Source organism: Marivirga harenae (assembly GCF_030534335.1).
Taxonomy (GTDB): Bacteria; Bacteroidota; Bacteroidia; order Cytophagales; family Cyclobacteriaceae; genus Marivirga; species Marivirga harenae.
Window position 1 is genome coordinate 2,092,356 of sequence record NZ_CP130565.1, and the last position, 12,573, is coordinate 2,104,928.

The 12,573-nt window shown below is 35.1% G+C and carries 12 protein-coding genes; 10 read left to right on the plus strand and 2 right to left on the minus strand.

The window, feature by feature from the left end; all coding sequences use genetic code 11:
- Positions 1 to 168 precede the first annotated feature (168 nt).
- Genes Q3Y49_RS08950 through Q3Y49_RS08970 form a run of 5 tightly spaced genes read left to right on the plus strand, consistent with a single transcriptional unit; the run spans position 169 to position 5,885 of the window.
- Positions 169 to 2,130, plus strand: coding sequence for a BatA domain-containing protein (locus Q3Y49_RS08950; RefSeq protein ID WP_303271974.1), 1,962 nt, complete (start codon positions 169 to 171; stop codon positions 2,128 to 2,130).
- A 2-nt stretch (positions 2,131 to 2,132) separates the two neighbouring features.
- Positions 2,133 to 3,416, plus strand: a complete 1,284-nt coding sequence (locus tag Q3Y49_RS08955) for a dihydroorotase (RefSeq protein WP_303271975.1) — start codon at positions 2,133 to 2,135, stop codon at positions 3,414 to 3,416.
- Positions 3,417 to 3,418: 2 nt separating this feature from the next.
- A complete protein-coding gene (locus Q3Y49_RS08960; RefSeq protein ID WP_303271976.1) occupies positions 3,419 to 3,943 on the plus strand; it encodes a DUF4199 domain-containing protein in 525 nt (174 codons plus the stop codon).
- Complete coding sequence (locus Q3Y49_RS08965; protein WP_303271977.1) at positions 3,940 to 4,905, plus strand: glycosyltransferase family 2 protein; 966 nt, start codon at positions 3,940 to 3,942, stop codon at positions 4,903 to 4,905. Before Q3Y49_RS08960 ends, Q3Y49_RS08965 begins: the two co-directional genes overlap by 4 nt.
- A complete protein-coding gene (locus tag Q3Y49_RS08970) occupies positions 4,902 to 5,885 on the plus strand; it encodes a glycosyltransferase family 2 protein (protein ID WP_303271978.1) in 984 nt (327 codons plus the stop codon). Before Q3Y49_RS08965 ends, Q3Y49_RS08970 begins: the two co-directional genes overlap by 4 nt.
- 14 nt (positions 5,886 to 5,899) lie before the next feature.
- On the opposite strand, the gene Q3Y49_RS08975 is transcribed toward Q3Y49_RS08970, so the two are convergent.
- Positions 5,900 to 6,667, minus strand: a complete 768-nt coding sequence (locus Q3Y49_RS08975; protein WP_303271979.1) for a class I SAM-dependent methyltransferase — start codon at positions 6,665 to 6,667, stop codon at positions 5,900 to 5,902.
- Between the two features lie 274 nt (positions 6,668 to 6,941).
- Here Q3Y49_RS08975 and Q3Y49_RS08980 point away from each other — a divergent pair, with 274 nt between their 5' ends.
- The 5 genes from Q3Y49_RS08980 to Q3Y49_RS09000 all read left to right on the plus strand — a co-directional run bounded on the left by Q3Y49_RS08980 (position 6,942) and on the right by Q3Y49_RS09000 (position 11,902).
- Positions 6,942 to 8,201 carry an efflux RND transporter periplasmic adaptor subunit gene (locus Q3Y49_RS08980; RefSeq protein WP_303271980.1) on the plus strand — a complete coding sequence of 420 codons (1,260 nt, stop codon included), beginning with the start codon at positions 6,942 to 6,944 and terminating at the stop codon, positions 8,199 to 8,201.
- Complete coding sequence (locus Q3Y49_RS08985; RefSeq protein WP_303271981.1) at positions 8,202 to 9,545, plus strand: ABC transporter permease; 1,344 nt, start codon at positions 8,202 to 8,204, stop codon at positions 9,543 to 9,545.
- The gene (locus Q3Y49_RS08990; protein WP_303271983.1) at positions 9,538 to 10,995 is read left to right on the plus strand and encodes a TolC family protein; all 1,458 of its coding nucleotides are present in this window, start codon (positions 9,538 to 9,540) and stop codon (positions 10,993 to 10,995) included. Before Q3Y49_RS08985 ends, Q3Y49_RS08990 begins: the two co-directional genes overlap by 8 nt.
- Before the next feature lie 48 nt (positions 10,996 to 11,043).
- Complete coding sequence (locus Q3Y49_RS08995; protein ID WP_303271984.1) at positions 11,044 to 11,445, plus strand: hypothetical protein; 402 nt, start codon at positions 11,044 to 11,046, stop codon at positions 11,443 to 11,445.
- A 163-nt stretch (positions 11,446 to 11,608) separates the two neighbouring features.
- Positions 11,609 to 11,902, plus strand: a complete 294-nt coding sequence (locus tag Q3Y49_RS09000) for a hypothetical protein (protein WP_303271985.1) — start codon at positions 11,609 to 11,611, stop codon at positions 11,900 to 11,902.
- A 135-nt stretch (positions 11,903 to 12,037) separates the two neighbouring features.
- Here the strand turns inward: Q3Y49_RS09000 and Q3Y49_RS09005 are convergent, their stop codons facing one another.
- Positions 12,038 to 12,568, minus strand: coding sequence for a macro domain-containing protein (locus Q3Y49_RS09005; protein ID WP_303271986.1), 531 nt, complete (start codon positions 12,566 to 12,568; stop codon positions 12,038 to 12,040).
- Positions 12,569 to 12,573: the final 5 nt, after the last annotated feature.

The window sequence follows — 12,573 nt, forward strand, 5'->3', positions numbered from 1 at the left end:
AAATTAAAGTTGATTAAGCTGTACAACCGACAATTTTAAATAATTTAATACAATTTTTGCTAAAAAATTAAAATTATCTTTTGGATTAGCTCGATTTATTGATGAATGGACTAAATATTGCCTTAAAGTATTGATTACTTTCATCTATTGCACTAATTTGCCTCTTGTATGAATTTTACCAATCCGAATGCTTTTTGGCTCCTATTTTTAATATTAATTCCTATCCTGATTCACTTATTTCAGTTTAGACGATATAAAAGCCTTAAGTTTAGCAACCTCTATTTCTTAAGTGCTGTGAATGAGGAAGAAAAGCGAAGTAGAAAGCTTAAACACTTATTGATTTTGCTGACCAGGATCCTATTGATAGTATTCTTGGTATTAAGTATGGCTAAACCATTTTGGGAAAGTGAGGCCATGCAATCTGAAGTAAATTTGGTGGTTTTAGATAGTACACCTTCTAATTTGAACATTGCAGAAGGGAAAACAAATTCGATTGTGGAGCAGAATTTGAGTTTTGTCAATCAATTATATGAAAAATATCCTCAGGACCTTAAAGCACTAAATCAGTCTGCTCAGACAGTGGAACCGTATGGTGACATAAGCATACAGGAAGGTAAATCTCAATTTAATTTAGGAAAAATATTGGAGGAGAACGAGAAATCTGAAAAGCTTCTGTTATTAAGTGATTTTCAAAAACCTGTGGTCGATGAGAATTTACCATTCTTTCAAGATTCTAGCAAGGCATATGTTTTCATGCCGCCCTACTTGCAGAAACCTAATAATTTGATGGTCGATTCAGTTTGGATAGCTCCAAATGCAGCCAATGGAGAAAAGATTAAATTAAATATCAGAATAATTGCGATTGGTAATAGTGAAGAGGTGAATGTCTCTTTGAATAACAATAATAATAATCAGCTAATAGGAACTCAGCAAGTAGAATTGGAGGAAAATGGGATTGCAATTCTAGATTTCCCTATTGAGCGTTTTGCTAACAGTAATTCAAGAAGTTTTCAACTTACGTTAGATGGTGATCAAATGGAGTTCGACAATGACTTCTATTTCACTATTTCTAACCAAGAGCGATTGAAAGTCTTGTCTTTAGCATCTAGTCAGGAACATGAGCTAATTAATACAGTATTTGAGAATGATGAGCTTTTTGAACTGAAAACCGAATTATTGAATAATTTTTCTTTTCAAGACTTAGATGAATATGATTTGGTTTTAGTCCATTTAGGAAATGAATTGAATAATTTTGCTTCATCAGCTTTGAGGACTTATGCTGCCAACGGAAATAGCTTAGTCGTAATCCCTGAAAATAATTTTGACCAGTTCCCTTTCTTTGCCAGACTAGGATTTAATGAGGTCATGCTAACCAATAAATCTAATCAAAACACTCTGGTTTTAGAAAAACCTGATGTGAACAATCCATTTTATAAAAACATTTTCAATTCTATGGAAAGCAATCTCAGCATGCCTGAATCCAAGTTGTTCATGAAGTGGTCTGGAGGTCAAGATCTTCTTTCTTTCGTAAATACTTATCCATTTTTGACCGTAAGCGGAGTGGGAGATAATATTTATGCTTTTTCAGTTCCATTGACTGAAGAATACACCAACTTTACTAGACATGGATTATTCCTCCCGATTTTATATAAAATAGCCTTTTCAGGTAAAAAAGAAAATAAAGCCCAGTATTTTTATTTAGATGATGAAGTGATTGAAATTAATATCCCGAATTTAAAATCAGGAGATATATTTAAGTTAGTTCAAGAAGAGCAAGAACTGATTCCCGACCAAAGAATAAGTGGCAATCAGTTAAGATTAATTTTGCCTCAAGATGATATCAAAAGTGGTTTTTATGATATAATTAACACCAAAACTACGAGGACAATTGCAAATCTAGCTTTGAATTTCCCGAAGTCGGAAAGTGAAAATTCCTACTATACTCTGCCGGAACTGCAGGAATTATTTCAGAATCAAAATAATATAGCCATATTGGACAGCTATGATTTTGCATCCATTGATGATTACATAGCAGAAACCAAAAAAGGTTTTCCTTTGTGGAAATACTTCTTAGTATTAGCTTTGCTGAGTTTATTAGCTGAAGTTTTAATTATCCGCTTTTTTAAATAGATATGCGTACCTACATCAAAGCTGTTAAAATCATCAATTCTGCTTCTCAATGGCATAATCAAACAATTGATTTGCTGTTGGAGAATGGAATAATTGCTGACATTAATCCTTCAGGAGAAGTGGAGGCGGATCAAATAATAGAAGCTAAAGAGCTTTATGCTTCACCGTCTTGGTTGGATATGCGCGTTTTTTCTGGTGAACCTGGTGAAGAATATCGGGAAGACTTCGAAAGTTTGGCCAAAGTCTTAGAAAGTGGAGGCTTCGGAGCGGCTCTATTGATGCCCAATACAAACCCTATCATTCAAAATAAAGCCGACATTAAAACAATTTTATCTTATAACAGATCTCAAGTCAGTCAATTTCTTCCAGCTTCTGCTGTAACCATCAATTGTGATGGGGAAAATTTAAATGAAATGCTGGATGTTCATCATGCCGGGGCTACAGCTTTTACCGATGGATCGCAACCGCTATGGAATAGTGATATTCTTGTCAAATCTCTGCAATATTTGCAGAAGTTCGATGGGCTGTTGATAAATTTCCCTCAAGATCATAAACTTGCTTTGTTCGGGCAAATGAATGAAGGCAAAGTAAGCACAGGTTTAGGTTTGAAAGGAATCCCTCATTTGGCTGAAGAAATTGTAATTCAAAGAGATTTGGAATTGTTGCGCTATGCTGGAGGGAAATTGCATTTTAGTTGTGTCAGTAGTGCTAAGAGTGTAGAATTAATTAGGGATGCAAAAGCAAGAGGATTGAATGTTACTTGTGATGTAAATATTCACCATTTGATTTTAGACGATGAAAATTTGGAGTCTTTCGATACCAATTATAAAGTTTTACCACCATTACGGACTCAAAAAGATATTAAAGGTTTAATTGAAGGAGTAAATGATGGTACTATTGATGTGATCGTTTCAGGACACCAGCCATACGATCAAGATCATAAGAAAATGGAATTTGATTTAGCAGCATTTGGGATTATGGGTTCGCAAATTGTTATGCCGCTTTATCACAAATTCTTGTCAAAAGAAATTGATCTCCATACGTTTATATCTTGCATAGAAAGTAATCCTAAAAGGATCTTAAAACATGTTAATAGTAAAATTGAAGTGGGTGAAGAGATAGATTTAACTCTATTTTCTTTAAATGAAACCTGGAGGTACGATGAACATAGCAACCAATCGAAAAGTGATAATTCCCCATTTATGAATACTGAATTTTCTGCTAAGGTCCTCGGAGTATTTCACCAGCAGCATCAGTATTTAGATTCTAAATTCACCCAATCTTAATCATGAGTTTATTAGTTAAAAGCCCTTTGCGATTCAGTTTAATTGCCATATTCTTTGTGGTATTGATGTTTTTTATTCTGATTTTTTTAGATAAGAACCCTGTTATTTACAGCAGTAACATCATATTCATCGGCCCTTTGATGGCTATTTTTCTTTTTTTCAGTGTGAAGATTTTCAGGGACACGAATCCGGATGGCTTGAGATTCTGGCAAGGATTTTCAATTGGAATTCTTTATACAATATTCTTTGCAGCTTTTTATGCAATCGTATTGTGGGCAGATGGGACTCTATTTGACACTAATCATTTTGATGAGTATCGTCAACTGATCACGGAGAAAATTGTATCGGGTAAGGACATGCTCGTTGATCAAATGGGAGAAGAGGGATATCAAGAATACCTTAAGTCTGGAGAATCATCTAATAGTAGAATAATTGGAAGCTTGGCTGTCAATAATGTTATAATTGGAATTGTTCTGACTCCTTTGGTTTCTTTATTTATGCGGACTAGTGAACCTAAGCGAGTATGAAATATAATTTGAGTATAGTTATACCAGTATTCAATGAGGAAGAATCGATTCCTGAATTAATCACCTGGATTGAGCGGGTGATGTCTGAACACTCCTTGTTGACTTATGAGGTGCTATTAATAGATGATGGAAGTTCAGATAACTCATGGGATCTTATTCAAGATTTAGCTACAAACAAGCTTCCCGTAAAAGGAATAAAGTTTGCTAGAAATTATGGTAAATCAGCCGCACTTCATACAGGCTTTAAGGCTTCAGAGGGCGATGTAGTTATCACCATGGATGCAGATATGCAGGACAGTCCTGATGAAATACCAGGTTTATATAATATGATTGTTAACGATAAGTTTGACATCGTTTCCGGTTGGAAAAAGAAAAGACATGACCCAATTAGCAAGACCATTCCTTCAAAGTTCTTCAATTTTGTAACGAGAAAAATTTCAGGAATTAAGCTACATGATTTCAATTGTGGATTAAAGGCCTACCGTAGTAAGGTTGTGAAAAATATAGAGGTATATGGTGAAATGCATCGTTATATACCTGTGATTGCCAAATGGAATGGCTTTAGGAAAATAGGGGAGAAGGTAGTGCAGCATAGGGCCAGAAAATATGGGGAAACCAAATATGGCTTAGAGCGATTTCTTTACGGATTTTTGGATTTATTATCTATTACTTTTGTTTCGAAATTCAAAAAAAGTCCCATGCATTTTTTTGGTGCCTTGGGAACGCTATCGTTCATATTCGGCTTTTTCGTTACAATTTATATCATCGGAAAGAAATTTTATGAGATCCACTATCATTTACCAGTGCGGGAAATTACTGACCAGCCCCTATTCTTTTTAGCTTTAGTGGCTCTTATTGTAGGGGTTCAGCTTTTCTTGGCTGGGTTTATTGGAGAAATGATAACTATGAATTCGCCTAGAAAAATTGATTATATAGTAGACGAGGAAATTGGCATAGGATGAGATTATATTCGGTTATAATTCCCATTTTTAATCGACCTGATGAGATCAATGAATTACTGGAAAGTTTAACTCGTCAGACACTCCAGAACTTTGAGGTTTTAGTGATAGAAGATGGATCTACTATCAAATGTGAAGAGATCTGTCAATCTTTTTCCTCTCAGCTAAACGTCAAGTATTTCTACAAGGAAAATTCAGGACAAGGGTTTAGCAGAAATTTTGGTTTCGAAAAAGCAACAGGAGACTACTATATCGTATTTGATTCAGACTGCATTATTCCAGCTGATTATTTTGAAACTGTAGAAAGTTTTCTGAATGAAAACCCCTTAGATGCATTTGGTGGGCCTGATGCAGCACTAGATAGTTTTACAATCGTGCAAAAAGCCATCAGTTATTCCATGACTTCCTTTTTCACAACTGGAGGAATTAGAGGAGGTGAAAAGCAACTAGAGAAATTTAGGCCTAGGAGCTTCAATATGGGGATTTCAAAAGAAGTTTTTGAAAAGACTAGTGGATATAATATTACCCGTATGGGTGAAGATATTGAATTTAGCATCAGGATTGAAAAAGCAGGCTTTAAGACCGGATTGATTCCCAAAGCAAAAGTTTACCATAAAAGAAGGACAAAGCTAGGCCAGTTCTATAAACAGCTTTTCTTTTTTGGTAGGGGTAGAATCAATATTTTCAGGTTCTACAAAAGTGAATTGAAACTGGTTCATTTATTCCCTCTGTTTTTTGTTCTTGGAATGGTCTTTTGGCTTTCTACTGCTTTATGGAACAGGGAGCTTTTCCAATTAGGAGGAGCACTTTTTACCATTTACTATGCACTAATAGGAATTGATGCATTCATAAAGACAAAAAATTTCTTAGTTTCATGTCTTAGTTTAGTGACCTCTTTTATTCAGCTCTTTGCTTATGGCCTAGGATTTATAAAAGAATGCTTTACATATATTGCACAGCCACAGCCAGTAGGTTTAAAATAGTTTAGATTTCAATATCATTTACTTACCCTATATATAATTTCTCCTTTTGGTAAAGCATATTTTTTGACTCTATACTCAGGTAGTTCGTTTATATAATTATCTTCAGTTACTGTGAAGCCGGCTTTTCTTAATCTATCAGGGTAATCTTTTCCGTATAGTCTTACATGGTCATCCTGTCCAAAGATTTTTTCTCGTTCTTTAGGATCGGTAATACTGTTATCTTCAAATGTTTTTTCAGGTACTGGTTCAAAGAATGGAATTTGTAGAATGCCCCATCCACCCGGTTTTAATACTCTGTGCAATTCGCTCATAGCTTTGATATCATCCTCGACATGCTCCATTACATGGTTACAAAAAATCACATCAAACGTGTCGGCTGGGAAAGGGATATCGTGAATATCCATTTTTACTTTAGCCAAAGGAGATTCAATATCAGCAGTTATATACTCTTCTCCATGCAGTTTTTCAAACTGGCTCATAAAACACTGTTCAGGTGCTACATGCAGAACTTTTAATTTAGAATTGAAGAAATTGGTTTTCTCCTTTAAATATAACCAGATTAATCGATGTCTTTCTAATGAAAGAGTATCAGGACAAAGGGCATTTTCTCTAGGATTAACTCGGCCGTAGGGTAAAAATTTTCTGTAGCCTTTTTCATTTATTGGGCAGTAAACATTATCGCCCCTATAAAAAAGACCAATTATTTTCAAGCTAATTCCACTTATTAACTGGATGTATTTTCTGGGGACATTTCTTAATATGAAACTGATTATTTTTTTCATGGGTATTAATTGGATTGCAAAGGTAATAAAATGCTGGAATCTTCTATGAGTTCAGTTATTTGTGGAAAATTAAAGTTTTTTCAAAAAAAGCGAACCTAATCAAGAACTATTCTATTGATTGATGCATCAAGATATCGGTTTTGAAACAATACATTGGTATAAAACTATTTACTTAGTAGGGAATATTAATTGATAAGTGGTGGCTAGAATTCAATTGATAATCAATAAATTTACAATTGAGGCGTTACATGTCTTTCTTAGAACAACATCTATTATGAATAAAAAATTAATCATATCATTGTCGGCTTTGGTGATTATTATCATAGCTTTCTTCACTTTTAGGGGTGGAGGATCAACTGACACTGTTGAAATCATGACCGAAGTTCAAAGTGGGGAATTTGTGATCGCCATTACGACCACTGGTGAACTAGAAGCTAAAAATGCCATTAAGATTACAGGTCCTTCTGGTTTACGTGCCGCTCGACTTTGGAATGTTAAGATCGATAAATTAGTAGATGAAGGAACTGTTGTGCAGAAAGGAGATTTTGTTGCTAGTTTGGATGCTTCGGAACTTTCTGATAGGTTAAGAAACGTTGAAAATGAATATCAACAAAGCCTTTCGCAATACACGCAAACTAAACTAGATACAGCGTTAACCTTACGTCAAGCGAGAGATGAATTAATAAATCTTGAATTTGCTGTGGAAGAAAAGAAACTAGTTTTGGAACAGTCTCAATTTGAGCCACCTGCTACAATAAAACAAGCAGAAATTGACCTTAGTAAAGCAGAAAGAGCTTTTAAACAAGCAAAAGAGAATTATTTGCTTAAGAAAGATAAAGCCGTTGCACAAATGCAAGAAGCAGCAGCTGAACTGGCAGAAGATCGCGATGAACGAGATTTTTTAGTAGAGCTGAGACAGAAATTTAGGATAATGGCTCCAGAAGACGGGATGGTCATTTATATGCGTGAATATGATGGGTCCAAGAAATCAGAAGGTGCTTCAATTGGTGCTTTTGACCCAACTGTTGCTACTTTGCCAGATTTGTCCACTATGATTTCAACCACTTTTGTAAATGAAGTAGATATCAGGAAAATTGCTAAAGGTCAACATGTCAATATTGGCTTAGATGCCTTTCCAGATAAAAAACTAACCGGTGAAGTAATATATGTTGCCAATGTTGGAGAGCAAAGGCCTAACTCGGATGCTAAAGTATTCGAAGTGAAAGTAGAAATCAATGAAAGCGACACTACACTAAGGCCTGCCATGAGTACAGCCAACGAAATTATTACTGATGTTGTACCTAATGCAATTTATGTTCCATTAGAATCAGTTTTTAATCAAGGAGATTCCATTTCCTATATATTTAAAAAATCTAGTCTAGAAACGATAAAACAAGAAGTGGTATTAGGAAAAGCAAATGCCAATGAAGTAATCGTTACAGAAGGAGTAGAACAAGGAGAGAAAATTTACCTTATCGCACCAGATGATATGGATGAGAAGGATGTTAAGCTTTTAAAATCATCTGAAATTTAGATGAAGGAAAAGATACTTGCAAATTTAAATATTGCTTTCGAAGCAGTAGTCGCTAACCGAACTAGATCTTTTTTAACTGCATTGGGAATTATTTTCGGTGTTGCTGCCGTAATTGCCATGTTGGCGATTGGAAATGGTGCTCAGCAGGAGATTCTTAATCAGATCAAATTGGTAGGGGTTAATAATATTGTAATTGAGCCAGTAGTTGAGCAAACCGAGGAGAATCTTCAGCAACAAAGCAGCGGGAAAAAAGAAAAAAAGAAATTCAGCCCCGGATTAACTTTAGCCGATGCTGAAAGTATTAAGGAAATTATTCCCGGCATAGAGGAGATTAGTCCGGAAATCATATTAGAAACCTATGTAATCCGAAACGGAATTAGACGGTCTGCAAAGTTGGTAGGCGTAGCACCTGCATACTTCAACCTTTCGGCTTTTGAGCTAAATGAAGGAGAAATGTTTATTGATGAACATTTAAAAATAGGAAGCAGAGTCTGTATTATTGGGAAATCTGTGAAAGCGAGGTTTTTTCCCAATACTAATCCGGTCGGAAAAATGATTAAAGTGGGGCCTCATTGGCTTCAGGTAATTGGAGTTTTGAAAGAAAGAGTTTATAGTCAAAAGAGTTTGGATAATCTAGGTTTGAGAGATTTCAATATGGATATCTACACTCCGGTGCAAACTGTTCTAGTGAACTATAAAAATAGAGCTACTCTTACCCAAGCGCAGCTGAAGAAAGCTAATTCCAATAGTGGAAATGGGAGCAACAGTAATCAAAATCAATCAAGTCAAAATTATCATCAAATAGATAAGCTGACAGTGCAGGTAACGGAATCTGAAAATCTCAATGCCACAGCGGAAATTATTTCTAGAATGTTAAAGAGAAGGCATTATGATAAAGTTGATTTTGAGGTGACAATTCCTGAATTACTTTTAAAGCAACAACAGAAAACAAAGAACATTTTTAATATTGTTTTAGGAGCCATTGCTGGAATTTCCCTTTTAGTTGGCGGCATAGGAATTATGAACATTATGCTAGCATCAGTGATGGAACGAATAAAAGAAATTGGCTTAAGACTATCTTTAGGGGCTAAAAAATCTGATGTTGTTTTACAATTTTTATTGGAAGCTGTAATGATTAGTATCAGTGGAGGCATCATTGGTGTGATTCTCGGAATAATTTTCGCGTATTTAGTAGCTTCTTTTGCGGAAATCCCAACCATAGTAAGCGGGATATCTATCGTGATTTCATTTGGTGTGGCAGCTACTGTAGGTTTAATTTTTGGAATTGCCCCAGCAAGGAAAGCAGCAAACCAAGACCCAATAACTTCTTTAAGATATGAATAAAACGCTATTTTACCTTTTAATTATTTTTATTGGACTTTCATCAATAAGTTTCAAGCTTGAGGCACAAAGAACCTACACGCTAAAGGATGTTATTCAGATAGCCAAAACTCAATCACCAGCGTATAGACGTGCGGAAACAATTAAAGAAAACCGATATTGGCAATACAGAGTGTATAAATCAAACTTTGTTCCACAGCTAAGTCTTAGTGGTACGCTACCGAACTTTAACAGGTCGGTAACCCCAATAACTCAAGAGGACGGATCAACTCAGTATCGTTCAGTATTTAACAGTAATTCTGATGTATCATTAAATCTTGAACAGCAAATTGGTTTAACTGGTGGTACAGTTTTTTTAAATTCAACTGTCAATCGCTTTGATGATTTCGAAAGGAATGATTTTAGGTATGGGGGTGATCCATTATCAATTGGTTTTTCTCAACCATTATTTCGATTCAATGAGTTGAAATGGGATAAACAAATTGAACCGCTCAGATACGAAGAATCTAAAAGGGAGTTTGTTGAGGAATTTGAACAGATATCTAAAGATGTGTCGGAGAGATTTTTCAATTTATTAAGTGCACAAGTGAGTTTAGAAATTGCCCAAAAGAACCTGGGAAATAACGATACTATCTACAAAATTGCCCAAGGGAGATATGAACTTGGTAAAATACCTGAAAATGAATTGTTGCAATTGGAATTAAGTTTAATGAATTCAAGACAAGCAGTTGCGCAAGCAAGACTTGATTTGGAAACTACACAACTTGCATTGAAAGCTTTTCTGGGTCTAAAGAATGACGAAGAATTAAATTTGATTGTTCCAGAAGATATTCCGGAATTTCAAATCGACCCAGATGTAGCATTGAAAGAAGCATTAAGCAATAGGCAAGAGGCAATTGGGTTTAAGAGGAGATTGCTAGAAGCGGATAAGGAAGTAGATAGGGCTCAAGGAGAAACAGGCTTAAATATGAACCTCTTTGGTAGTTTTGGATTAACAAATCAAGCGGATCAATTACCTGCCATTTATCAAACTCCTGAAAACCAACAAAGAGTCCAATTGGGCTTCACCATTCCTATTGTTGATTGGGGGCGGCAAAAATCAAGAGTGAAAACAGCTGAAGCAAACTATCAATTGGTTCAATACACGGTGGAACAGGAAAAAGTAAATTTTGAACAAGAAGTTTATACCCAAGTTAGAACTTTAGAGATGCTACGAGATCAAGTAGCGATTACCCAAAAGGCTGATGATATTTCCCAAAGACGTTATAATATTGCTAAAAACCGTTATTTGATTGGGAAAATTAGTATCACAGATCTCTCAATAGCATTAACTGAAAAGGACCAAGCCAAAAGGGATTATATCAATTCTTTAGGGAATTTTTGGCAAGCCTATTATAATTTAAGACAATTAACGCTTTACGATTTTCAGGCGAACAGACGTTTAATAGAATAATTTAAAGTTTTTGGCTTTTTTATTTATTTATTTTCTGATGTTTGTAATATGAAATTCTGCTCTTTATGCATCCTTTTCTTATTCTTGCTTTCACTTCACCCTATTTATGGGCAAGTGGATTACAGTAATAAATCTACTGAAAAAATAAAAAAGCGACCCGAGCTAGAGCCTGAAGGCGAGAAAAAAGAACGAAGGTTATTGAGCATTTATATCCAAGATACTCAAAATGTCCTATATGGGAATCCATGTATGGACAAAGTGACTCAAAGATTTGGATATGAGTATGTTGTAATGCCAAAGAATGCCTCTAAATACCATTCAGGTTTTGAGCGATCTATGCATAATTTTTTAGTGAAAACAGCGCTATTCTTCCGGAATCCCTTCTGGAAGGTTATCTCTAATAAAAAAGCAAAAGAATGTCGCCAAAAAACTGGTGACTATATGGGTTGATCAGTATGTAAGTTTACTTTATCCAACCAAACTAAAATATAGTATAGGTGTATCTTGTAATCATAGTGAATTATTTGGATGTAATCGCTAAATACATCTATATTATTTTTTAAGTAGGTTTTATTTTTTCTAAATTGAGTTTGGAAACAACTCATTGAAATTCATGGATTTAAGTAAAAGCGCAATAGTCGACCTATTGAACCACACTATTAAAGAAAGAAGAGATATTAGCTGGAAAATGGGGACAGGATATCACAATGGCATAGACATCTCTATTTATGAAATATTGATTTACGAAATAAAAAATAATAGAACCATTGGAAGATTTGCCTTCAACGGAGATTCAGGTAAACTCATAAACCAAAAAATAATTGGATATCGCCAAAGTATGGCCGATAACATAGTTGATGCGCTATTGGATATTAATATCTACCTTAAAAGAAAAATGTTGGCTTGATACTATGGGGTTCTGGCTGTTATTTTCTTAAAATATAAATTTCGTCTTTTGCTTATATAAGCAGTTGTCTGTAAGTCTCACTTTTTAAGCTTGTAAATGATGATAAGACGATATGTAGCTATCTATAGTCGCTCATCAAATTAACCTAAAATCCTTAAGTTTATCGACATAGTACTCATAATCAGAAGGGCTGAAGAGAACAAACCGGATAAGTTTAATAGAATCAGCTTTTGTCGAAAATTCCTTAATTACTGATAAAGCAATATCTGTTGCTTCTTCAAAAGGATATCCGAATGCGCCAGTAGAAATCGCAGGAAATGCTATGGAATTGATGTTATTTTCTTCTGCCAAATGTAGGGAGTTTTTGTAGCAATCTGTTAGAAACCCCATTTCAGGTTGGTTGAAACCGTAAACGGGTCCGAGAGTATGTATAATTTGTTGATTTGGGAGATTATGCGCACCAGTGATTACAGCTTGCCCAGTTCTGATAGGCGCTAGTTTTTGAGTTTCCTTGATTAATTCTTCCCCTGCAGCAGTATGAATAGCTCCCGCTACTCCGCCTCCAATTTGCAATTCTGCGTTTGCCGCATTGACAATGCAAGCAATATCATCTTGCTTAGTAATATCTCCTTGCACTACTTCAATTCTTATTTTGCCCAACTCCATAACCA